At 70.3% G+C, this 22,622-nt stretch carries 22 protein-coding genes and 1 pseudogene; 7 read left to right on the forward strand and 16 right to left on the reverse strand.

Annotated features, from left to right (window positions below; genetic code table 11):
• Positions 1-124 precede the first annotated feature (124 nt).
• Positions 125-706: a hypothetical protein gene (locus ACFZDK_RS13635; RefSeq protein WP_390972210.1), complete on the reverse strand. Its 582-nt coding sequence runs from the start codon at positions 704-706 to the stop codon at positions 125-127.
• Positions 707-936: 230 nt separating this feature from the next.
• Between ACFZDK_RS13635 and ACFZDK_RS13640 the strand changes: the two are divergent.
• Positions 937-1,673: pseudogene (locus ACFZDK_RS13640) on the forward strand (flavodoxin family protein).
• 12 nt (positions 1,674-1,685) lie between these two features.
• Here the strand turns inward: ACFZDK_RS13640 and ACFZDK_RS13645 are convergent.
• From ACFZDK_RS13645 to ACFZDK_RS13655, 3 genes are all read right to left on the reverse strand, one after another.
• Complete coding sequence (locus ACFZDK_RS13645; protein WP_390972212.1) at positions 1,686-3,470, reverse strand: copper resistance protein CopC; 1,785 nt, start codon at positions 3,468-3,470, stop codon at positions 1,686-1,688.
• A 94-nt stretch (positions 3,471-3,564) separates the two neighbouring features.
• A complete protein-coding gene (locus ACFZDK_RS13650) occupies positions 3,565-4,083 on the reverse strand; it encodes a hypothetical protein (RefSeq protein ID WP_390972214.1) in 519 nt (172 codons plus the stop codon).
• Between the two features lie 286 nt (positions 4,084-4,369).
• Complete coding sequence (locus tag ACFZDK_RS13655) at positions 4,370-4,876, reverse strand: nitroreductase family deazaflavin-dependent oxidoreductase (protein ID WP_390972215.1); 507 nt, start codon at positions 4,874-4,876, stop codon at positions 4,370-4,372.
• 182 nt (positions 4,877-5,058) lie between these two features.
• On the opposite strand from ACFZDK_RS13655, the gene ACFZDK_RS13660 reads away from it, so the two are divergent.
• The 3 genes from ACFZDK_RS13660 to ACFZDK_RS13670 all read left to right on the forward strand — a co-directional run bounded on the left by ACFZDK_RS13660 (position 5,059) and on the right by ACFZDK_RS13670 (position 7,635).
• Positions 5,059-6,147: a SpoIIE family protein phosphatase gene (locus tag ACFZDK_RS13660; protein ID WP_390972217.1), complete on the forward strand. Its 1,089-nt coding sequence runs from the start codon at positions 5,059-5,061 to the stop codon at positions 6,145-6,147.
• A gap of 34 nt (positions 6,148-6,181) precedes the next feature.
• Positions 6,182-6,721, forward strand: a complete 540-nt coding sequence (locus ACFZDK_RS13665; RefSeq protein ID WP_390972219.1) for a MarR family transcriptional regulator — start codon at positions 6,182-6,184, stop codon at positions 6,719-6,721.
• A gap of 209 nt (positions 6,722-6,930) precedes the next feature.
• Positions 6,931-7,635, forward strand: coding sequence for a hypothetical protein (locus ACFZDK_RS13670; protein ID WP_390972221.1), 705 nt, complete (start codon positions 6,931-6,933; stop codon positions 7,633-7,635).
• 35 nt (positions 7,636-7,670) lie between these two features.
• Here the strand turns inward: ACFZDK_RS13670 and ACFZDK_RS13675 are convergent, their stop codons facing one another.
• The 7 genes from ACFZDK_RS13675 to ACFZDK_RS13705 all read right to left on the reverse strand — a co-directional run bounded on the left by ACFZDK_RS13675 (position 7,671) and on the right by ACFZDK_RS13705 (position 13,431).
• Positions 7,671-8,411 (reverse strand): DUF4142 domain-containing protein, encoded by a 741-nt coding sequence (locus ACFZDK_RS13675; protein WP_390972223.1) that lies wholly within the window; start codon positions 8,409-8,411, stop codon positions 7,671-7,673.
• A gap of 114 nt (positions 8,412-8,525) precedes the next feature.
• Positions 8,526-9,308, reverse strand: a complete 783-nt coding sequence (locus tag ACFZDK_RS13680) for a DUF4142 domain-containing protein (RefSeq protein WP_390972224.1) — start codon at positions 9,306-9,308, stop codon at positions 8,526-8,528.
• A gap of 128 nt (positions 9,309-9,436) precedes the next feature.
• Complete coding sequence (locus ACFZDK_RS13685; protein WP_390972521.1) at positions 9,437-10,141, reverse strand: DUF4396 domain-containing protein; 705 nt, start codon at positions 10,139-10,141, stop codon at positions 9,437-9,439.
• Positions 10,142-10,146: 5 nt separating this feature from the next.
• Positions 10,147-10,392, reverse strand: coding sequence for a hypothetical protein (locus ACFZDK_RS13690; protein ID WP_390972225.1), 246 nt, complete (start codon positions 10,390-10,392; stop codon positions 10,147-10,149).
• A 102-nt stretch (positions 10,393-10,494) separates the two neighbouring features.
• Positions 10,495-12,174 carry a chloride channel protein gene (locus ACFZDK_RS13695; RefSeq protein ID WP_390972227.1) on the reverse strand — a complete coding sequence of 560 codons (1,680 nt, stop codon included), beginning with the start codon at positions 12,172-12,174 and terminating at the stop codon, positions 10,495-10,497.
• A gap of 205 nt (positions 12,175-12,379) precedes the next feature.
• Positions 12,380-13,081, reverse strand: a complete 702-nt coding sequence (locus tag ACFZDK_RS13700) for a hypothetical protein (RefSeq protein WP_390972228.1) — start codon at positions 13,079-13,081, stop codon at positions 12,380-12,382.
• Positions 13,075-13,431 carry a hypothetical protein gene (locus tag ACFZDK_RS13705; RefSeq protein ID WP_390972230.1) on the reverse strand — a complete coding sequence of 119 codons (357 nt, stop codon included), beginning with the start codon at positions 13,429-13,431 and terminating at the stop codon, positions 13,075-13,077. The genes ACFZDK_RS13700 and ACFZDK_RS13705 overlap by 7 nt, the downstream gene beginning before the upstream one ends.
• A gap of 339 nt (positions 13,432-13,770) precedes the next feature.
• Between ACFZDK_RS13705 and ACFZDK_RS13710 the strand changes: the two genes are divergently transcribed.
• Both ACFZDK_RS13710 and ACFZDK_RS13715 read left to right on the forward strand, forming a co-directional pair.
• A complete protein-coding gene (locus tag ACFZDK_RS13710; RefSeq protein WP_390972232.1) occupies positions 13,771-15,057 on the forward strand; it encodes an FAD-dependent monooxygenase in 1,287 nt (428 codons plus the stop codon).
• Positions 15,058-15,498, forward strand: a complete 441-nt coding sequence (locus ACFZDK_RS13715; RefSeq protein WP_390972234.1) for a nuclear transport factor 2 family protein — start codon at positions 15,058-15,060, stop codon at positions 15,496-15,498. It begins immediately after the preceding gene.
• On the opposite strand, the gene ACFZDK_RS13720 is transcribed toward ACFZDK_RS13715, so the two are convergent.
• On the reverse strand, positions 15,490-16,020 hold the full coding sequence (locus ACFZDK_RS13720) for a hypothetical protein (protein ID WP_390972236.1): 531 nt from the start codon (positions 16,018-16,020) through the stop codon (positions 15,490-15,492). The two genes, ACFZDK_RS13715 and ACFZDK_RS13720, sit on opposite strands and share 9 nt — an antisense overlap.
• 145 nt (positions 16,021-16,165) lie before the next feature.
• On the opposite strand from ACFZDK_RS13720, the gene ACFZDK_RS13725 reads away from it, so the two are divergent.
• A complete protein-coding gene (locus tag ACFZDK_RS13725; protein ID WP_390972237.1) occupies positions 16,166-16,996 on the forward strand; it encodes a hypothetical protein in 831 nt (276 codons plus the stop codon).
• Positions 16,997-17,333: 337 nt separating this feature from the next.
• Here ACFZDK_RS13725 and ACFZDK_RS13730 read toward each other — a convergent pair whose 3' ends face one another.
• From ACFZDK_RS13730 to ACFZDK_RS13745, 4 genes are all read right to left on the reverse strand, one after another.
• The gene (locus tag ACFZDK_RS13730) at positions 17,334-20,360 is read right to left on the reverse strand and encodes a M48 family metalloprotease (protein ID WP_390972239.1); all 3,027 of its coding nucleotides are present in this window, start codon (positions 20,358-20,360) and stop codon (positions 17,334-17,336) included.
• Positions 20,357-20,917 carry a hypothetical protein gene (locus ACFZDK_RS13735; protein ID WP_390972240.1) on the reverse strand — a complete coding sequence of 187 codons (561 nt, stop codon included), beginning with the start codon at positions 20,915-20,917 and terminating at the stop codon, positions 20,357-20,359. The genes ACFZDK_RS13730 and ACFZDK_RS13735 overlap by 4 nt, the downstream gene beginning before the upstream one ends.
• Positions 20,918-21,284: 367 nt before the next feature.
• Positions 21,285-22,172: an ectoine hydroxylase gene (gene thpD, locus ACFZDK_RS13740; RefSeq protein ID WP_390972241.1), complete on the reverse strand. Its 888-nt coding sequence runs from the start codon at positions 22,170-22,172 to the stop codon at positions 21,285-21,287.
• 4 nt (positions 22,173-22,176) lie between these two features.
• Positions 22,177-22,572 carry an ectoine synthase gene (locus ACFZDK_RS13745; RefSeq protein ID WP_390972243.1) on the reverse strand — a complete coding sequence of 132 codons (396 nt, stop codon included), beginning with the start codon at positions 22,570-22,572 and terminating at the stop codon, positions 22,177-22,179.
• Positions 22,573-22,622: the final 50 nt, after the last annotated feature.

Here is a 22,622-nt window from a genome sequence, read left to right on the forward strand (position 1 = left end):
TGTGCCCGCGGGACAGGCGCCGTCCCGCGGGCACCAGCCTCTCCCCGCCGATACCGACGACCGTCGTCCGGACCCTCCGGACCGGAACCGCGAGGCATCAAGCGCTGTCGGCCCCGAGGCCGAGTCACCCGGTCTTCCACCCTTTGGGACTGTCGACCCGCGCCCATTCCTCGTCCCACCGCTCCAGTCGCCGCCGCTCCAGTCGGAGGCGGACGAGTTGGGTAACGCCGAGCACCGCACCGCCCGTGGTCAGGGCGACCAGCACGCCGGTCCAGGTCACCTGGAAAGCCGCATCAACAGGCGCGAGTGGCTCGGAGGTCAGGCGGCCCTGACGGTCGATCCATACGGTGACCGGCGTCCCTGCCTTCGCACCGGGGTGCACCGTCGTGCGGCCGGTATGGGTGGAGCCGTCCGGGGCCGTCCAGCGCACGGTGGCCCAGACGCGGCCGTCGTCCACGGCCGACGCGGATGTCCTGCCCGGCGCGTTCGCAGTGAGGACGGCCGGGACAGTCCTGCGTTCGGCCCGCTGCCGGTCCAGCTGGTGGTCCACCGCGGATCCCGCCGCAAGACCCGTGATCAGGCCCACTGCCAGCGCGATCAGCCATGCCGCGAGCAGGATCCAGGCGTCGACCACATCACTGCGCCGCCTCAGCGGATTGCGCCGCAGGCGCCACATCCTCACCCTGGCGCCCCGGGTCCGCACCATGACCGACACCCCCTCGGGCGAGTGCTGACAGGCCCGTCGTTTCCTCAAGTGTGCTCCCGTCGCGCTTGTCGGGGCCTCGGGGCGCTCGCCGGGTGCGGGTGCCCCGAGAGCGGCAGGACCATTCGGCGGTGCTGCGGTGGCGTCCGGCGCGGGCGGCTCCCACGCTGGAGCCCGGACAGGGACGACTCGCCACGCATCACTGCGACGGCAGGGCCTTTAAGGAGGATCGTGTGAACGCTTCGCCGTCCACCGGAGACGCTCCGCCGGCCCGGTACGACGACCTGCGCGCCCTGGTGATCAACTCACCCTCAAACGGTCGCCGGACACGAGCAACACCCAGGGGCTGATCGACCGCAGCACCGCCGTCATGGACGCGCAGGGGGTCCAGGTCGATGTGGTGCGGGCGGTGGACCATGACATCGCCACCGGGGTCTGGCCCGACATGCGGGAGCATGGCTGGGAGACGGACGCCTGGCCCGATCTGTACCAGCAGGTCATGGAGGCCGACATCCTCGTGCTCGCCGGCCCGATCTGGCTCGGCGACAACAGCTCCGTGACGAAGCGGGTGATCGAGCGCCTCTACGCCTGCTCCAGCCTGCTCAACGACGTCGGCCAGTACGCCTATTACGGAAGGGTCGGCGGCTGCCTGATCACCGGCAACGAGGACGGCGTCAAGCACTGCGCCATGAACGTCCTCTACAGCCTCCAGCACCTGGGCTACACCATCCCGCCCCAGGCGGACGCCGGCTGGATCGGCGAGGCGGGCCCCGGCCCCTCGTACCTCGACCCCGGCTCCGGCGGCCCGGAGAACGACTTCACCAACCGCAACACCACCTTCATGACCTGGAACCTGCTCCACCTGGCCCGCGCGCTCAAGGACCTCGGAGGCATCCCCGCCCACGGCAACCAGCCCACCGCCTGGGACGCCGGCTGCCGCCGCGACTACGAGAACCCCGAACACCGCTAGGCAGGACGACGGTCACTGCCGGATCGTCACGGTCTTCTCCACCGTGACCTGGTCGATGTCGGAGACGCGGACGGTCGCCTTCATGGTCCAGGTCCCCGCGACCGGGAGGTTGAGGGTGTCGCTGCCCCAGTAGCCGCGTTCGTCGACGAGCCCGGCGTCCAGCGGGCCGATTCCTCGGTCGGCGTCCGTGAAGGTCAGGTGGAGTTCGGGGATGGTGACCGGGCTGTCGTCGGCGCCGTAGACCAGGGCCTCCACGACGTTCCGGCCGGTCCGGCCCGGTGAGAGGCTGACCTGGACCTTGCCGCGCCCGACAAGGGTGCTGGTACCCGTGTCGTACGGGATCAGGGTCAGGGAGATGTCCGGCTGACCCGGCACCCTGGTCGAATTGGCGGCCGTCTCGGCGTCGGCCCGGCCCGTCTGGGTGCCGGTCAGCAGGGTCGTGAGCACGAGGACCGCCACGCCGACCGCCACCTCGGCCAGCACGGACCGGCGCAGGCCGTGGCGGGGCGCTGGGGAAGCGGACTCAGTCGCATCGCCCGCTTCGGCCGGAGGAGCGGATCCGCCGCGGCCTGCGGTGACCAGGACCCGTTCCTCCTCCGGCACCGGCAGCAGCCGGGCCGTCCAGCGCCGGGAGTACGACGCCGCGAACAGCATCAGCAGCACGGCCCAGATCTTGAACGCGAGGATCCTGCCGTAGGGGGTGGTGAACGCCTCCCAGGAGCCGAGTCCGCGCCAGGACTGGTAGACGCCGGTGGCGGCCAGCATGGCCACTGAGGCGAGCGCGATGCGGGAGAAGCGGGTGACGGCGGCGGGTGGCAGCGGGTCCTCGGCGGGGGCGCGGTGGAGCGTGACCAGCAGCGCGGTCAGGCCGCCGAGCCAGATCGCCATCGCCATCAGGTGCAGCGCGGCGGAGGTCATGGCCACGGGCACCTGGATTCCCGCGGAGGCGTGCTCGGCCGATACCCAGGTCGCGGTCAGGCCCAGCGCGAGCGCACCGCCCGCCGCGACGACGGGCCGCGTGGGCTCCGGCGGCCGCCACCGCACCAGCGCGGCCACCGCCACGAGCAGGACCAGCCGGGCCAGCAGGGCGATGCCCGGTCGAGTGGCCACGGCTTGGCGCAGTGACTCCACGTCGAGCACCCCGGCCGGTCCGTCACCGTTGTCATAAGGGCCGCGCAACAGCACCAGCGCGACCGTGGACGCCAGCAGCGCCCACCAGCCGATCACCAACGGCCGGCGCACCAGCCGCACGGTCGTGGCGGACCGCCAGCAGATCAGCACGAAGACGGCGACGCCGATCAGCAGCGCCAGACCGCTGTACGCGACATAGCGGCCGATGCCGTACAGCACGTTGACCGTGGGGTCCACGGCAGGGGCGGCGGTGGTCGTGGCGCGGGTCGCCGAGGGCTTCCCGACGGAGAAGGTGAACGCGCCCGACACGGCGTGGCTGTCCGCCGACACCACCCGCCAGGACACGGTGTACGTGCCCTGTCCCAGACCGCCCGTCAAGTTCACCTGGTCGGTGTTACCCCTGCCGCCCGCGTGCTGCGGACGCCCCGCGGTCACCGGACGGCCGTCCGGGTCGACCACCCGCAGCGAGTCCTCCACCAGAGCGACCGATTCGTCGAACGTCGCGGTGACCTGCTTCGGCGCGGTCTTCAGCACAGCCCCGTCGCGCGGGTCGCTGGCGGTCAGCGTCGCGTGCGCCGACGCGGGCGAGGCAGTGCCGAGCAGGATGCCGGCGAGCAGAGCGACGAGAGCGATCAGGGAGCGGACCGTGTGCCTGCCGTCGTTCACTTGTCCTCGCACCACGCGGTTTCTCCGGTCTTCGGCTCCTGGTCCGTCAGGACGTACGGACGCGCCCCGGATCCTGCTCACTCGTCGGAATTGTTCATCCGTGGGTGGGGCCGGGCGGCAGGCCGCCGGTCGCGGTGGGCACACCGTCCGGCAGGACGTCCCCGGACTGCTGTGTGGTGCCCCCGTCGGGGCTGGCGTCGGAGAAAGCGGATCGGGTGGGTAGGCGGGAGAGCGCTCCCACGGCCACGATGACGGCGGCGACGACGGCGAGGACACGGCCCGCCCGCCGCAGCTTCCCCGAGCCGTCCAGATCCCGCCAGCCCGTCGTCGGCGACTGGTCCTCCGGGTCCCACAGGTCGCCGACCGTGTGGTCCGTACGACTCGACCCGGAGTCGTAGGTCGCCGCCGGGAACCTCCACCGTAGACCCGTCGCCTCCGTCGGGCCGTGGCGGACGCCTGCCGCTCGCTCCTGCGCGGAGGGTTCCCGGGGCGCGGAGGCCCGGATGGCCTGTTCGGTGTCGTCGAGGAATCTGCGCCACACGGCGTCCGGTACGGGCACACCGCCGTCCTCGCCGCCTGGTCTCTCCTTGTCCGGCGGATACTCAGCGGCCACTGGCCCTCATCTCCATGCCTGTTTCCTCGACCCGTGGTACATCCTGCTGGAGGGGTGTTCTGCGGGAGGCGGAGGGGTGGCGAGGAGTGCGTGCCGGGTCGGTCCCGTGGGGCCAGTCGGCGGCCGGTGTACCGCCCGAGCCCGTATCCGTGCCGGTCACTCCTGCGCGGGCGCCGGACGACCGACCGCCGACTCGACCCCCCGGTGCAAGTTTTGCATGATGCAAAATGCAATGCCAGCACTTCGGGGAAGTTTCTGTCCCGGGCCGTGTCGGCCGTGTGGTCGGTCACCTCGGGTGATACCCGGGGGCCGCCTCCAGTCGGACGAAGGGGGTCGCTCTTCCGATCTCCCGGTACCCGGTGTCGGTGCCGTCCGGCGTGAATCCCATGAAGGCGCACAGTCGGTGCGCGGTCCGGGGGCGACGGTGGGCGTAGCGGGCCATGATCTCGGCGCCTTCGCCGGGTGTGAGGAAGCGTGCCGTGACGGCGTAGCCGCGGTTGCCGACATTGACCAGGGTCTTCGGGTCCGCGCGCAGATTGCGGTACCACGCCGCTTGCGGCCCGAAGCCGGAGGCGACGGTCCAACTGCCCGCCACCGGGTCGTACTCCACCACTTCGAGGACCACCCGGCGTTGGAGACCGGTGACGCGACCCGTGTGGTGCAGCAGGAGCAGCCGCCCGCCGAAGAGCCGGCCCAGCCCGCAGCGGAAGAGGGCTATCGGCAGTCGTGCGGCCTGACGCCGCCAGCCGACGGGGAGTGGGGGTCGGTCCGGTGCGGTGTGTCTGCCGGGCATGGTCGCCTTCCGGGATCGGGTGCGTCGGCCCCGGTACCTCTCGGCCACTCTTGGGTAAAGGGCCGGGAATGGGGCCCGCTTCGACACGCAAACTCTTGCATAGTCTAAGGACGGGGAGGGGTGCCTGTGTCGGAAGTCCTGGACGGGCGGCTCCTGAGACCGCGGGACCGCTGGAGGACGTCATGATCGATCACAAGCCGACGTCCGGGTCCGCAGTGCTGTCCTGGATGCCGGTGGCGGCGATGGCCGTGGTGGCGGGAGCGGACCTGGTCGCCGGGCCAGGGGTGGGGTTCCTGCCGCTGGTCTCACTGGGGCCGGCGTTCTCCGGGCTGGTAGGAGGGTGGCGGCGTACGGCGCTGATCGGATCCGTGGCGCTGCTCCTGTGCGTGGGACTCGGGATGTACGACGGGCTCTTCGAGGAGCGCCGGGGCTTCACCGCGATGGTGTCGGTGGCGGGTGTCACCGGCGTGGGTGTCGCCGCCGCGGTGATGCGCTCCCGCCGGGAGGCCGAGCTGGCCAACGTGCGCTCGATCGCCGAGGTGGCTCAGCGGGTGCTGCTGCGGCCGGTGCCCAGGACGGCGGGTCCGTTGCAGGCGGCGGTGTCGTACACGTCGGCGGTCGCCGAGGCTCGGATCGGTGGCGACCTGTACGAGATGGTCGCCTCGCCGCACGGGATCCGGGTAATCGTGGGTGATGTGCAGGGCAAGGGGCTCGCCGCCGTGGAGACGGCGGCGGTGGTGCTCGGTGCCTTCCGGGAGGCGGCCCACGACGAACCGGACCTGGTGGGGCTGGGCGAGCGCTTGGAACGCAGTGTGGCGCGGGAGCTGGAGGGTGAGAAGTTCGTCACGGCGGTGCTCGCCGAGATCGGCTCCGGTCACGAGGTCGTCTTCCTCAACTTCGGCCATCCGGCGCCGATGGTCGTGCGGCAGGACGGCACCGCGGACTTCCCGCAGCCGCCCGCGTACGCGCTTCCCCTCGGGCTGGGCGCCCACGGGGCCGAGGGGCCCAAGCCCTATCGGGTGGCTTTCGCGCCCGGCGACCAGCTTCTCCTGTACACCGACGGCGTCACCGAGACCCGGGACGCGCAAGGCTCCTTCTATCCCCTCGGCGAACGGGCCTACCTGCTCAAGGAGCCGGAAGCGCACCATGCTCTGGAAGCCGTACGAGAAGACCTGGTCAGGCATGCCGAAGGGCCGCTGCACGACGACGCCGCGATGCTGCTCCTGCGGTACCACGGTCATGGGGAGGGAAAATCTGTTCCCCTCGCGTGAGGGGGCGCCGACTTCGGCACGGTAGAAAGGACCTATGCCGGAGCACGAGACCCCAGCGGGGGCCATGGACGATGTCGACGCGGTCACCAGGGCGGTGCTGACCGCCTCTCGCCTGCTGGTGGCGGTCTCCGCCCGTTCCCTCGCCGAGGTCGAGGAGAGAGTGACGCTGCCGCAGTTCCGCATGCTGGTCGTGCTCGCCACCCGGGGTGCCACCAAGCTGGTGGTGCTCGCCGACCTGCTCCAGGTGGCGCCGTCCACCGCGATGCGCATGGTCGACCGGCTCATCGCGGCCGGGCTCGCCGACCGCCAGACCAACCCCGACAACCGGCGCGAGACCCTGTTGCAGCTCACCGACGAGGGCCGGCGCACCGTCGAGCACGTCACCGCCCGGCGCCGTTCCGAGATCGCGGGGATCGTCGCCCGGCTCGGTCCCACGCAGCGGCTCGCGCTGATCGAGGCTCTGGGCGCCTTCAACCGGGCGGGCGGCGAGCCTCCGGCGACCCCCGCCGCCGACAACCCGGATCCGCACCCGCTCGGCTGGGCCGTCGACGAGGCGATGGTCCACGACGTGTGACCCGCGCCCGGCCGGGCCGGAACGCGCGGCCGACCAGGGTCCGTACACGGACACGTCTTCTCCGGATCCTCACTGTCTTGCATAATGCAAGGGAATTGTGAAGGCGGGCCTTGCCGCCCGCTCCGGGGCGCGTGTCGTGCGAGCGCGACCGGTCGTGACAGCGTGGCCGCACAGCGCGGGCACCGGGGGTCTGAGGAGGGACGCAGGGAATGGGACTCGTGCGCCGGACGCGCCGGGCCTCGCCGTCCGCCGCCTCCCACCTCATGGCGCATCTGCGCGCCACCGTCTGGGGGCCCGCCGAGTTCGTCGGTCTGCCGCCGTGGCGGCTGGTCGCGGAGGGACTCCTCGCGGGGATCCTCACCGCCGGGGCCGTCGTGGGCACGACACTCTACGGCGCCTGGACAGGCCGCCCCTCGCTCGCCGATGGCGAGGGGGGCCTGGCGTGCGTGGTGGCGCTCGCGCTGTATCTCGTCTCCGTCGGGGCCGGTCGCGCGCTGGTCGGCATCATCGTGCTGCTCGGCGTCTGCCTCGCGCTGCAGGCGCCGCAGGCCGCCGCAGGCATGGTGCTGGCGGAACGAGGACGGGTGCAGTCCGTGACCGTGACGTCGGTCGAGGACGGATGGGCCACGGACGGTGGGCGGGGCCGGTACCTCTGCTCGGTGCGGGACGCCGACGGGATGCCCCTCAAGGTCCGCATCTGGCGTGGCTGTGAGCAGACGACGCGCCCCGGAGACGCCCTCACGGTCGTGTACGACCCCCGTGGGAGAGTGCCCACTCGGGGTACCGAGGCGGAGTCGATCGTGCCGGAGCCGCTGCGCGGCCTGGCGCCATGGGCGGCTGCTCTCGTCGCCGGGAGCCTGGTCGCCGTCGTCCGTTCCTACCGGCTCTCCGCCCACGCCGACGCGAGACGCTGAGGTCCTCCGGGCAGGCCCGCGCGGTCGGCCCCTGGTCACCCGGCGGCCGGAGAGGGCGCGGGCGAGGCGGTGTTGACGTTCAGGTCGGGACGCGGTGTGAGCGCGACCATGGGTGCTCCCGGCTGGGGCGCGGGCGGGGTCAGCTGGGCCTTGGGCAACTTGGGCGGGGTGGTCTGCTGGAAGTTGACCTGGTCGAAGTTGACCACGCCGGTCTTCTCCAGGACCGTGATGTGGTCCAGAACGGTGTCGTTGGCGAGGTCGGCGAGCTGACGCACGAGGGTGTTGGTGGTGCTGGCGCGGATCTTGGCGATGGTCGGGAAGATCTGGCCGTGCGTGACGCGCATGATGTTCGCCGCGGTGCTGTCGAACTGTCGGCCTGATTGCGCCGCCGAGGTCGCGACGAACTGCTGCTGTTGCGGGGTGGCCTGGTTGGGCAGTGTGATGTTCAGCATGGGCGCGATCTTGCGGCACAGGTCGTCCAGCCCGGCATGTCCCACGATCAGGTGCTTGCCCGCTTCCTTCATCTCCGGCGTCGAGCCCTTCTCCAGCGCGAGCTCGCCCAGCGGATACTCCCAGAGCCCGGCCGAGCGGACCTTCACGACGAAGTCGCGGTCGCCCTCGGTCAGCGGCCCCCACTGGGTGTTGGCGATGACCCGGGACGGATCGGAGGACGTGGTCTGCACGCCGAGCATGCTCGGATAGACGAGGGCGGCCAAGGTGGCGGTGAGCGCCCCGCCGACGGCGAGGGATCCGATCGTGTTGCGAGAGATGGGCATGATTCCTCCTGGCGCGAGCAAAGCGTTCGTCAAGAGGTACGCGGGAGTCCCGCCGACCGATCATTGCGTGAGGTAAAACTTGCACGCTGCCATACGGCGGTGGACGGAGCCGTGTCATCCCGCGGTCGGCGTCGGTGTCGGGGACGCCCCGGACGAGCCCTCCGAGGTGACGGCCGGACCCGTCGGCACTCCCTCGGTCGACAGCCCGGGGGGCACCGTGAGGACGACCTGGGGTGCACCCGCCTGCGGCACCGGGGGAGTGACCTGGGCGGACGGAAGCTTCGGCGGGGTCGTTATCTGGAAGTTGACCTGGTCGTAGTTGACCAGTCCGGTCTTCTCCATCTGTGTGATGTGGTCCAGGACCACATCGTTGGCCTGGTCGGCGAGGGCGCGCACGAGGGTGTTCTCGGTCGTGGAGCGGACCTTCGCGATGGTGTTGAAGATCGACCCGTGGGTGACGCGCAGGATGTTGGCGAAGTCGGTGTCGAACTGCTTGCCCGTGTCCGACTGGAACGTCGCGAGAAAGCCCGCCTGCTGGGGTGTGGGCTGGTTGGGGATGGTGATGTTCAGCATGGGGGCGATCTTCCGGCAGCTGGCGTCGAGCGCCGCGTGCCCGATGACCAGGTGCCTTCCGGCTTCCCGTACTGCCGCGGTCGTCCCCTTCTTCATGGCCAGGTCCCCCGAGGGGCCTTCCCAGAGCCCGGCGGAGCGCACGAAGACGACGAAGTTGCGGTCGGACTCGGTGAGCGGCCCCCACTGGGTGTTGGCGAGGATCCGGGACGCGTTCGAGGAGGTGGTCTGGATGCCCAGCATGCTCGGGTAGACGAGGGCGGCGAGGGTGGCGGCGAGTGCCCCGCCGACGGCGAGGGATCCGATCGTGTTGCGTGAGACAGGCATGATGCCTCCTGGTGCTGGCGGCGTGACTGTCCCGTCGTACGGAGGCGATATGGAAAGAAGACCTTTGCTCTAGGTAAAGATTGCATGATGCTAGACGCGAGAGGGCGGCTTCTGGCCGGCTGCTGTGGTCACATCCGTTCCTTCCAGCCCGCCCGTACCAGCCACCCGTTGACTGGCCAGGCCGTGAAGAAGCCGAGGATCATGGCGAGCTGCATCAGCAGCCAGTACGCGGCCGTGGTCTTCGCCAGCCCCGGTGCGAAGAGCGCCTCCTGGTAGATCCACATGCCTGCGAACAGGCCGATCTGGAACGACACGATGGAGAAGGTGTCGGCCTTCACGGCGGCCCACAGCCCCTGGGCGACGCTGAGGTCGCGCATGGGGGCGATGGTGAAGTACTGGAAACCGATGCCGAACAGCCAGGCGAGGGCGAAGTCCATCAGGAAGTCGGCGTACAGCGGCTTGCCGGCGACGGTCATGCCGGTCGCCCGCACCAGCCACTCGCCGACGATGTCGCCGAGGACGCACCCCGCACCGCAGTGGCTGATGGCCTTGGCCGAGGACACCCACCGTGGCGACTTCTCCGGATCCAGTTCGCCCTCCCGCTCGATGACGGGAAGGGAGGTGCGCCGACCGTGCCGGACGTAGAACCACAGGGCTGCCGGACCCCAGTAAAGGGCCGTGATCGGGTAGATCAGATGCATGATCCACATGCGCTGCCGGTATCCGCGGAGCGCCATGTCGGCCGCGATCACGAGGGCGCTCACCGTGGCGAGCGCCAGGCCGGCCCAGCCCAGTGCCTCCAGCCAGCCGGGCGGTTGATGATGCGGCTCCATCGCGGTCACGTCTCGTACAGGTGTGCCGTCGCCACCCGTCCCGGCCGCATGATGCGTATCTTGCCGCGCTCGCAGGCCGGGCAGCGGGGCGACTGCAGCGGCGACGGGACGGCCTTGTCGCCGAGGTGGTAGGTGGCGATGATCCGCCCCTGGTCGTCCACGGTCACGTCGATGTCGTATGTGGCTTCCCAGCCGTGTCCGCAGTCAAGGCAGACGAACGAGTAGGAGCGCCGGGTGTGCTCGCTGTGCATGGCACCTCCCTGGAGTGATGTCACCCGTCGGGGCCCCTGTACCCATTTTTGCACAATGCAAAATCCAATGGTATGGCTCCTGGAACCCTCGTAGCCGTGCCCTCAGGCCGTCGCGTGCACCGCGCGCAGCGCGCTCTGGTGGCTGAGCCAGCCGACCGGTTTGCCCTGCTCGGAGTCGAGGACCGGCATGCCGGTGCCTGTGGCTGCCAGCAGGGCGTGCAGGGCCTGGGCGAGGGGCTGGTCGGCGGTGACCGGGGCGGGTGGTTCCGCCAGCTCGCCGACCTGGACCGGGGCCGCCTCCGGCTCCTCCGTCAGGGCCTCGGCGACCGCCTGGGCCGTGACCACGCCGATGTACTCCCCGGCGTCGTCGACGACCGGGAGCGCGCCGTGGCCCGAGAGGCTCAGCAGATCGGCGGAGTCCGCGAGTGTGGTGGACGCGGGCAGCGAGGACGGCAGGGGTTCCATCACGGAACCGACCAGCTGGCTTCCGAGCCGCGCGCCTTGTGCGGGGCCTTCGAGATCGACGCCTCGCCGTCGCAGCTTGAGGGTGTAGATGGTGTCGTGCGACAACAGGTGGCTGGTCGCGGTGGCCAGGACGATCGCCAGCATCAGCGGCAGGATGATCGAGTACTCGCCGGTGAGCTCGAAGAGGATCACCACGGCGGTGATCGGTGCCCGTGCGGCCCCGGCGAACACCGCTCCCATGCCGACCAGCGCGTAGGCGCCGACCGCACCGGCCGATCCGGGCAGCAGGTGGTGGACGGTGATGCCGTACGCGGAGCCGAGCATCGCCCCGATGAACAGGCTGGGTGCGAAGACGCCGCCGGAGCCGCCGATGCCGATCGTCAGGCTGGTCGCCAGCATTTTGCCCACCAGCAACAGCAGCAGGAAACCGATCGCGTAGCCGCCTTCGGTCGCTTTTTGCAGGACCGGGTAGCCGACGCCGTACATCTCCGGCAGGAGGAGGAGAACCAGTCCGAGTGCCAGTCCGCCGACCGCCGGGCGTAGCCACTCGGGGCCGCGCCACAGCCAGTCGCAGGCGTCCTCGACCAGGTACAGGAACCGGGAGAACCCCACACCGGCCACCGCGGCCCCCACCCCGAGCGCGGCGAACAGCCCGTACTGGGCCAGGTGATCCACCCGGAAGCCGGGAAGCCGCAGGAAGGCGACGTTCCCGAAAGCGGCGCGCCCGATGACGCTCGCGGTGACGCTGGCCAGCACGGTGGCGCCGAAGGCTTCCGCGCTGAAGGTGCCCAGTATCAGCTCCATGGCGAAGAACACCCCGGCCAGCGGTGCGTTGAAGGTGGCCGCGATGCCGCCCGCGGCACCGCATGCGACCAGCAGTTTCATCCGGCCCTCGGTCACCTTCGCCATACGGCCGAGGGTGGAGCCCAGCGCTGAGCCGATCTGCACGATGGGGCCCTCGCGGCCGACCGAACCGCCCGAGCCGATGCACAGGGCGGAGGCGAGCGTCTTGACCACGGCGACCTTGGGGCTGATCCGCCCGCCGCGCTGGGCGACGGCCAGCATCACCTCGGGCACCCCGTGTCCGCGCGCCTCCTTGGCGAACCGGTTCACCAGGGGGCCGTAGAGCAGGCCGCCCACTACTGGCGCGAGCAGCACGAAGTACGGGCCGAGCCACGGCACGTGCGCGTTGGCCGTCCCCGGGGACGCCGCGTAGTCGGAGTGGCCGGAGAAGAGGTGCGTGAAGGTCTTGATGCACCAGCGGAAGACGATGGAGCCTGCGCCGGCACCCGCGCCGATCACCACGGCGAGCACCATAAGACCCCATGGGGCGGTCCGCAGCCCCCAGAGGCTCGGTGTACGCGGCAAACCACTCGTTACGTTGGTGGGCACTTGCTTTCCGTCCGTTGCCGCCGGTATGGCGCTCGTCGATTTCACTCCCATATCTTTGCATTATGCAAAGCGAGTCAAGGGGGTGGTATGCGCGAGCGGTCCTGCGGCGCCGTATCCCGCGCTGTGGGAGTCAGCCTGCTTCGGCGCGAGCCTCGATGTCCTCGATGTCCGTGGGCCGTCCGGCCCGCGTCCACCGGGCGTACAGGGCGCCCGCGACGAGCAGGGTCGCGGCCAGGGAGAGGATGGGCCAGCCGCGCAGCAGGTTCACCGCGAGGGTGAAGGCGACGGCCACGGCGGCGAGGCCGTTCATCCAGGCCAGGGCCGCCTTCCGCTCCCGGTGGGCGAAGCGTGCCATGGCGAGCAGGCCGACCAGGAAGCTGACGAAGACGGCGACCGCGTAGAACAGGACGAGTTCCTGTTCCTGGCCGGCGGCCGCGACGATGATCAGTGCGGCGGCGGCCAGGTAGGCCACGACCGACCAGTACGGGGTGTGGTGGCGGTTGGTCCGGCCCAGTACCGGCGGCAGTACGCCGGGCCGTTCGGCGGTACCGGACAGGGCCTTCAGCAGTCCGGGTCCGGCCTGGAAGGAGGAGCTGGCCGCGGCGAGCAGCAGCAGTGAACTGGTCAGCTGGAAGGCGCCGTACGGCCAGCCCGGTCCGGCGGCGGCGTGCGCGATGTCGGCGATCTGGGTGGAGTCGGCGCCGGGAATGCCGATGTGCAGGCGCACGGCGAGGGCGGTCAGGGCCAGGGTGAGGCCGCCGACGATGACCAGCAGCAGGGCGAGCGTGCCCCGGCTTGCCGCGGCCGCGATCGAGATGCCGATGGTCAGCACGAAGTCGACGACCAGGGCGCCGATGGGCAGGAACGTCCAACGAGCGCCGAACGCCCGCCCGGCAGCCGCCGCGCACCGCCGCCCTTGGGGAAGCGCCGTACCAACTGCCAGTAGTTCGCGGTGACCAGCACGACGAGCCCGATGACCAGGCTCATGGTCGGAAACAGCAGCGCGAGGTCGCCGTGCAGGGCGCGCAGTGCCGCCTCGATCGCGTACGCGACCGAGGAGACGGGGTCGGCGATCACCGCGAAGGCGAACGCGAAGAACAGGATGGAACGGCGGGGGCCGCGCCGGTTCAGGGCGGGGGGCGGGGCGCTTGTGACGGCGGCAGCCGACTTCGAGAGGGTCACGCGAAGAACTTCCTTGACGTCCGCAGCACGCACCACGGATGGCTCACCAGGGACACTTCGCCGACCCGTCTTCCCGGCACACCGCCTTCGACGCTACGTCAAAGGGCCATCAGTGTGGCGTCAGGGAAGCGTCAAGATCTTGGGTTCGGCCCTCAGGCCGCTGCCCCTGTCCGCCGGCCGCCGTCCGATGTACTGGGCGGGCGTAGAGCCGTTGGGGCGTCTTCCGGTTCCGCGTCGCCCGGTGCGGGGCATCCTTGACAGCAGAGCTTTGCATAGTGCAAAAGTAGAGAGGGGGTTGGCCTGCCCCAGTCCCCGGAGCGAAAGAGGCGACGTACACCGATGAGAGCAGTGATCTGCGGAGCCGGTATCGCGGGGCTCGCGCTCGCCGGCCGTTTGCATAACGCGCTCGGCTGGGAGGTCGTGGTCCTGGAGAAGGCGCCGCGGCCCCGCACCGAGGGGTACATGATCGACTTCTTCGGCCCCGGCTACGACGCCGCCGAGGCCATGGGTGTCCTGCCCTGGCTGGAAGAACTCAGCTATCCGATCTCCAGGGCGGCCTTCGTCGACGACCAGGGCCGGTGCCGTGCCAGGCTCGGCTACGACCGGTTCGCCCGATCCCTGGACGGGCGCCTGCTGAGCATCATGCGGTCCGACCTCGAACTCGCTCTGCGGGAACGTTTGTCCTTCGCCGTCGGCCTGCGCTTCGGCGTCGGCCCGGCACGCATCGACACGAGCGCCTACGGGGTCCGCGTCATGCTCACCGACGGCAGCAGTCTTCACGCCGACCTCCTGATCGGGGCCGACGGCATCCACTCCACCGTGCGGGCGCTGGCCTTCGGTGAAGAGCCGCAATACGTACGGCACCTGGGCTATCACACGGCCGCGTTCACCTTCGACGACCCCGAGGCACACGCGGAACTCGGCGACCGCTTCTGCCTCACCGACACCGTCGGCAGACAGATGGGCCTGTACGCACTGCGGGACGGCAAGGTCGCCGCGTTCGCCGTGCACCGAGCCTCCGATCCCCGCCCGCCGCACGACACCCGGGCCGCTCTGCGCCACGAGTACGGCTCGCTGGGCTGGCTCGTGCCCCGAGCTCTGGCAGGCTGCCCGCCGTCCTCGCAGCTCTACTACGACCAGGTCGCCCAGACCGTCCTGCCGTCCTGGAGCCGCGGGCGGGTCGTCCTGGTCGGCGACGCCTGCCAGGCCGTGTCCCTGCTCGCCGGGCAGGGTGCCTCGCTGGCGATCGCCGGCGCCTATGTCCTCGCCGATCAACTCGCCGGGTCCCGCAGTATCGAGGAGGCACTCGCCGGATACGAAAGGCTCTGGCGCCCCGTGGTCGCCCGCAGGCAGCGCTCCGCCCGCAGGACCGCCCGCTGGTTCGTCCCCGCCACACCCCGGCAACTGCGGCTGCGCCGACTCGCCCTGCGGCTCGCCGACCTGCCCGGAACGGACCACGTCGCCGGCACGGCACTCGCTGGCAGGCAACGACCGCGCCTGCGTCAACTCGCCGCGGTACCGGCCTGGGCGGGAACGGCGAAGTCGACCGGAACGCGCTCTCGTCAGGTCAAGCCGACCAGGCACGCTGGGAGTTCCGGCGAGCAGACCCCACAGGCGGAGAGTTAGATGTCATCAATTCCCAGCCCCGGTCCGAGCGTTGTCACCGCTCGCCTGCGCGAAGCCCTGGAAACCGCCGACTGCCTCATGCTGGCCGACCTCCTGCACCCGAACGTGCACTGGAGCCCGCCCGAAGGCGGCGACACCGGCTGCCACGCCCGCTCCCACGTCCTGAGCCGGTTTTCCCGTCTCCACGCGCTGGGCCTGCGGGCGACAACCGAGGAGACCTTCACCTACCCGACGGCCGTCGTTCTCGGACTTCGGATCCACGGCACGGTGCCACCGGCCGCCCCGGAGAAGGTGGGCTACCACGTCTTCGACGTCACCGGCGGCCTGATCACACGGATCACCGGCTACGCAGACCGTGCCCAGGCACTGGAAGTGGCCTTCACCGGGGCCGCGACGGAGTCGGGTCACTCGCGCGGGTATCGGCCAGGGGTGTCAGGGTGAGGCGACCCGGGCCTGGAACCTGACCAGTCCGGCCACGCCGAACTGCAGGGCCACCGGAAGCGTGTGCGCGGCGGTGACACCGTGCACCCTGTGCAGGAGGACGTAGGGGTCTCCCTTGCCGCCGAAGGTGACGGTGGTGTCACTCATCAGCAGGATGCCGGCGGTGGACAGAGAACCATCGCCCTCTGCCGATTTCCCGCCGACCAGCACGCCTCGTCCGCCGCCCGGGGTTGCGACCATTCCGAGGTGTTCGGGGACGTCGTCGTCGTTGCGCACCTCCATGCTGAGCGAACCGTCGCCCGAGTGGTCCAGGTGCGCGACGGCGTCCGCGATCGTCAAGTCGATGTCGGCGACTTCCACATGGATGCGGCCCGGGACCGCCGGGTCTCCGCTGGACGCGGAAGCAGAGGCGCCGGTACGGGAGGAGGAAGGACTGCTCGCGCACCCTGCTGTCAGGACAGCGAGTGCCACGGACAGGGGCACTGCGAGAAGGATGTGCCTGCGTGTGGTTGTGGCAGCCATCTTTGCATTATGCCAAGATGGGTTTTCGGGGAGCTTCCCGGGTCTGCCACTTACCGGCGGCTGGCGCGGCCGGACGCACGATGCGGCCCCCGGGCGAAGGACACACCGGCCTGCGGTGCGGAGACCGACAGAGTGGGGGGGGATCATGGCATTGGTCATGTGCCCGTTGTGCAGCGACGACGAGGACATCGAACTGGTCCGTGCCCTGGACGACGGGCGCCGGGTCGTGAAACACCGGTGCGGGTACGAGTGGGAGCACGGCGAGTCGGTCCTCCCGAAGAAGGACCGGGTCCGCTCCTTCGGTGACCTCAAGGCACGCTTCCCGAAACCCGAGGACGTCGAGCCCCGGTGGCTGGAACGGGCGGCCCGGCTCAAGGCCGAGTACCTGGCCACCAGGCCCGACTTCGACCCGCAGGTCGCCGCCTACTGGGCGAAGTACCAGCAGGTCTTCTCCCCGGACGGGTTGAGCACCTGTGACCCCAGGGTCCTCAAGGATTTCGCCAACTCCGATGTCGGAGCCCACCCCGGCAACCAGGCCACCTTCAACTCTGCCTGGAACCTCATGGGCGACGCCGAGGCGGGAGAGTCGACCCGCAGCACGATCGAGTACCTCCTGTACGGGCCCGACGGGCTACCTCTGGAAGACCGGCTTCAGCAACTGCTATCCGGTGTGAAGCCGTTCGCGATGACCGGCTTCAAGGAGGCGCTTCTCACCAGAGTTCTGTGCGTGGTGCAGCCCGAGCGGTTCCTGTCGATCCTCAAGTACACGACGCTGGCGGGCGGCAAGCGCGAGATAGCCCGGGCCGTGTACGGACTTGAACTGCCGGCACCCGAGTCGGTGAACTGGACCCTCGGCCGGCTCATCCTCTGGAGCAACGACCTCCTGCACACCCTCGTCGGCGAGGGCTTCGCCAACCAGCAGCACTCCGCCGCGTTCCTGTGGTGGGCCAAGGATCAGCCGCGGGGCTTCGAGTAGATCATTGACGGTGAGCGCAAGCTGGCGCCGCATGCGCTTTGAGCTCTCCGGACCCCTCGCGCCACCGATCTCCTTTCGAGGGCCGGGAGGAGCTGGGTGCAGGAAGGTCAGCCAGCCCCTTCAACCTGATTCGTGTCCGACGTTCCCGGCGACCGGCCGGATCCCGCCCCACCACACCGGCGTGCGTCCACTCGCCCCGCGGGCCACCGGCAACGACCGGTCGGTCTCAGGCCGTACGGGTGCGCACACAGGCGGTCGCCCGGTCGAGGTCCTCTCCGATTATGTGCGGATCGCCGATGCCGGCCGCTGGATCGCCCCAGTCCCCTCCACGCCCCGGTCAGCCCTCTTCCGAGGACTGCCGGACAAGTGTCAGCTCGTACGGTGAGTCGGTTGCCGACGACGTGGGAGACAGGTGAGCCGTGCTGCCCGCGCAGGTGTAGTGGTCAGGAGTGAAAGCCGGGGTGAGGCTCTCGCGGATGACGTCGGTTCCGGCGACTCGGAGAGTGAGCTCGCCTGGGCGGCGTACAGCCGAACCGTAGTAGCCGATCGTGTCCTTCGCCGTGCGGTAGTGAGTGGTGACGCTACCGCTCGCACGCAGGGTCACGGGGCGCCCGTGGAGAGTCGCTGTCTCCTGGGCCTCGTTGCCGTAGTCGATGATCAAGGTGCCGTCGGACCGGAACGTCCACGTGCCGCCCTCGCCCGTCAACCACACCTGGCTCCCCTCGACGCGTACGCGTTGTCTGGCGGGAGACACGAGCCAGCTGCCGAGGAGACAAGGGTCGTTCGTCCCGTCGGACGAGCTGGACGCAGGGGACGAACGACCGTTCAGGGGTGTGCGTGGGGCCGCTACGGGAGCCGTCGGCCTCCAGACGCGGTAGTCCTGGGGAACTCCTGCGGCAGCGCACGCCAAAGAGAGCATCGCCAGCAGCCCGAGGGCCGGCGGCTGAAGCCTGGGCCAACGGCGGGGAGTGTCTGCGCGCTCGGTGTCCGTCGTCGCCTCCGGCCGCCGTCGGCAGCGCTCGGTGAGCACCCTGACCGCGGTGCCGAGCAGCGCGGCCGGGACAGCGGCGACCACTCCCCAGGCGACCGTCTCGCGCAGATGGAAAGCCATGTCGGCATCCGGCAGGAACGCCTTTAGGCCGCAGGCGTCCGGTTCGGCGTCGGCGGCTGCCACGCACAGGAGTGTTCCCCGGCTGACGTACAAACCCACTGTGCCGAGTACGGCGGTGACGGTCATGGCCAGCGGGCCCAACACGGGCCGCAGCCTGCGGCAGACGAGCACGGTCGCCACCACCGCGGCTGCCTGGAGCAACGCGGTGATCGCCGTGTACGTGTCCGCGTACACGACAGGGAAAGGCAGGGAGCCGAGAAGGTACGCCGGGTCTCCGACCCGACGCACCTCCGGCGGCAACACGGCACGAGCGGCCCAGGGCAGGGCGATTCCGGCTGCGACGGCTGCGAGGCCCGCGGCCGCGCCTACTGCCAGGGCCCTTCCGGTGCCCTGGGCCGGGGCGAGTGACCTGTGCCGTCGGCCGGCCAGTAGCAGCGGCACTGCCCAGGCGAGGACGAGCCCGACAGGAAGGAGAGGGGTGGCGCGGACGAGCACGAGGGGGTAATAGAAGTAGGCGTCGGCGAGTCGGCCGGTGAGGGCGGCGTACCAGCCGATTGTCCCGCCCGTGGTGGGCGCGGTGTCGACGGTCGCCATGGTGAGGGCGGCCGGATACCACGCCTGGGCTTGCCACGTGGCCCAGAGCGGTCCCCAGACGGCACCGGCAGTGGTGATGATCACGCGCGTGCGGGTCCATGACATTCCATTGGCTCCCGGCGCAGGAAGACGGCGGAGCGCCGACCACGTCCACAGGGCGAGCGGGAGCAGGATCACCAGGTGGACGAGCCCGATCAGGGCGTACAGGCCGGGGGCTGGGGTGACGGTCGCCATATCGGCCGCTACCAGCGAGAACGGCTGGCTTCCCACCGCACCTGTCGTGAGCGCGGTCGGCAGGACAAGGACGTCACGCCATGGACCGGCGGTCTCCAGGACATCTGTCTCCTGACGGACGGCGTTCGCTACGGCCAGCGCCGAGGCGAGCGACGAAGCGAGGACGACGCCGAAGGGCAGCGCCAACAGCGTCAGCGCGACGATGACATAGCGCCCCGCGGCACTCCCCGTGAGCAGCGCGAGATTGTGCAGGGCGAAGCCGGTGAGGAGGCCGAGGCCGGCCATCTCCCAGGCTCCGGTGCGCAGCAGCCGCGCCGAGTCGCTCATCGCCGCCACTCGCCGCTCGGGGCTGGGATGGGTACCGACACGAGCTGCCCAGCATCGCCACCTGGCCGGAATCCGCCGCCGTGCCGTACCCGTCGGCGGCCAGGGGAGGTCGCGCACCACACGAGGAAGGGCGGCCCCTGTGACGTCCCACGTGTGCGCGAGCGTGTCCGCGTGCAGTTCGCGTGCACGCAGGATCATGTTCCTGGCGAGGTAGGCGATGGCGCTCAGTACCGCCAGGGCGACCAGCCGTTGCGCCAGCTTTCCGTCGGCTCCCGCTGACAGGGTCCCGCGCAGCCCGCTCCCGGCGTTGGACAGAGCCTGGGGACAGAGGGACAACAGTACGCAGGGCGCGAGTGCCGTGGTGACGAACGCCCACCAGAGCGAGACGGTGAGATAGGTGCGTCCGATGTCGCGGTGGTGATGGTGGGCCAGTTCGTGTCTGACGACGGCTCGGAAGCCGCCCCGGTCCAGGTCGTAGCGGATCAGCAGACCCATGTCGACACAGACCCGGGGGCGTCCCGGGAGGCCGTACGCCCGGCCGCCGGATGTGGTGGCGTAGGGGTCCACCAGCCAGAGGGGGGAACGGGACAGCCCGGCCTGGTGGGCCAGCGCGTTCAGTTCCTTCAGTACGTCGGCGTTCTCGTCTCCGGCCAGTCGGACCTTCCTGGACCACTGCGGCAGACGGATGCTCGCGGTAGGCCACCAGGGGTGGAGCGCGTAGAGGAGGAGGGCGACGGCCAGCTCGGCCATGAGCCCGGTCGCGATCCAGCCGAGTTCGTGCAGGAAGTACGGCCGTGCGCAGGCGTTCGCCATCGCGGTCTGTGTGTTCAGATGATCGCCCGGATCCGTGATCCAGGCGGTCGCCGGATCGATCCGGGCGAGGCAGGGGCGGATCCCGTTCCGGAAGAGAGTCTCTGTGGACGGCAGCGCGGCGCACACCACGCTGAACGCCACGACGCTCGACGCCAGAACCGCGGCGACCAGGATCGCGAACCGCAGGTCCGTTCTGGCTCGCAGAGACGGTCCCGCCACTGTCGCGGGACGGGCGGGGATCGTGCGGTGCGCGTCGTCGCCGAAGTCCCCGGTGTCTTCGGTCACCGGGGCGTCTGGCCGGCCAGCCCGTCTCCCACCACCGCCGCGGCCATGAGTTCCGCCCTGTCCCGCGACATGCCGCCACGGTGCATCAGCGTGTGCGTCACGATCCGCCGTACCTCGCGCCACTGCTCGGGAGCGAGGCGCACTGTCTCGACCGGCTCCTCCGCTTCCCCCTCCGAACCCGAGCCCCGAGCCCCCTCTTCGGCGGAGGCTCCGGCGGACGAAGGAGTGAACACCCTGCGCAGCAACCCGCGCGATGCGCCGACCGCCCTCTCGCCCAGGTACGTTCCCACGGCCGACGCCGCGGCCAGGAACACGGGGGTCAGCAACTGCTGGGCATCCGGCATGCCGAATCCCAGCGGGCCGCCCCGGCGGGCCCCGGCGCTGGGCGCCAGTGCCCGTTCCGGATCGCTGAAGTAGGCCGCGCAGAGCATCTCGAACGCCCGGCGTTCGGCTATGACCTGCTCCGGCGCGACGGCGGCGGCCCGGTCGAGCATTCCCCGCGCCGCATCCGCCACGTCCGCCGCTACGGAGTCGTACACCTGACGTGATGCCTTCACGCCGCCCCCTGAACACAGTCGCTACGAGACCTCGCAGCCGTTCCCACAGGTGGGCCGCCCGGTCGGTGCCTGGAGAGGTTCACGTTAGGAGGCGCTGCGATAAAGCGTCATGAACAATCGCAAAACGGCCATGACCTGTATCCCGATGATGTAGAGCGCGCTCGGGAGCCGCGCTACGTCGTGGCACGTTCCGGTCGGCGGCCGGACGCCGCTTGCCTCGCTCACGCCGATCGGTTGGCGGTGTCCCTGACAAGGTCCGCCGTGATTGGAAAAGGGCTTGCTGGAGTGGGACGGGTTGGCCATCGCCGGCAGACGCCGCTGCTGGTGGTGTCCCGGTGCCGGCACCGGGACACCACCAGCGCCGTGCTTACCGTACGGGCGTGAAGTCGCGGGCCCCGATGTACTCCGGCCTGCGGATGGGGGCGGCGAAGGGCTCGACCGCGGTGTTCTCGACGCTGTTGAAGACGATGAACACGTTGGAGCGGGGGTAGGGGGTGATGTTGTCGCCCGATCCGTGCATGGCGTTGCAGTCGAACCACACCGCAGAGCCGGCCTGGCCGGTGAAGAGGCGGATGCCGTGTGCGCTGGCCAGCTCCTTGAGGGCGCCGTCGGAAGGGGTTCCGGCATCCTGCATCTGCAGCGACTTCTTGTAGTTGTCGCGCGGGGTCGCTCCCGCGCATCCCAGGAAGGTGCGGTGCGAACCCGGCATGATCATGAGACCGCCGTTGGTGTCGAGGTTGGGCGTCAACGCGATCGACACAGAGACGGTCCGCATCCTGGGCAGGCCGTCCTCGGCGTGCCAGGTCTCGAAGTCGGAGTGCCAGTAGAAGCCGGAGGCGCCGAAGCCGGGCTTCACGTTGATCCGTGACTGGTGGACGTAGACGTCGGAGCCGAGGATCTGCCGGGCCCGGCCCACGACTCGCTCGTCGCGTACGAGACGGGCGAATACCTCGCTGACGCGGTGGATCTCGAAGACCGACCGGATGTCTCCCGAGCGGGGTTCGACGATGGTGCGCTCGTCGGCCCGTACGGCCGGATCCGCGAGCATCCGGTCCAGTTCGGCTCGGTACCCGGAGACCTCGTCCGGGGTGATGAGCTGGTCGACCGCGTGGAAGCCGTCCTGCTCGTAGCCGTGCAGGTCGTCGGCGGTGAGGGGGCCGGGGTGTCCGGGCTCCGGCCAGACCACCGGATCCTGGCGCGGGGTCGTGGTCTCGCGGGGGCCGCGGCTCGGGTAGACGTCGGTGAGTGTGGTCATGGGTTCAGTCCTCCGTGAGCAGGGGGTAGACGCCGTTCTCGTCGTGTTCCTCGCGGCCGGTGACGGGCGGGTTGAACACGCATACGCACCGGAAGTCGGTCCGGGGGCGCAGGGTGTGCCGCTCGTGGCGGTCGAGGAGGTACAGGGTGCCCGGCGTGATCCGGTGGGTTTCGCCGGTCTCCTCGTCGGTGAGCTCGGCCTCGCCCTCGACGCAAAGGACGGCCTCCACGTGGTGCGCGTACCACATGGTGGTCTCGGTGCCGGCGTACAGCACGGTCTCGTGCAGGGAGAAGCCCACCTTCTCGCGGGCCAGCACGATGCGTTTGCTCTCCCAGGTGCCGGACTTCGACCTGATGTGGCGGTCGGTGTTCTCCATGTCCGCGAGCGATCGGACGATCACTGGGGTCCTCGTTCCTCGTCTGTGTGGGTGGATGGGGAATGGGGAGATGG

This window comes from Streptomyces sp. NPDC007901, from assembly GCF_042959465.1.
Taxonomy (GTDB): Bacteria; Actinomycetota; Actinomycetes; order Streptomycetales; family Streptomycetaceae; genus Streptomyces.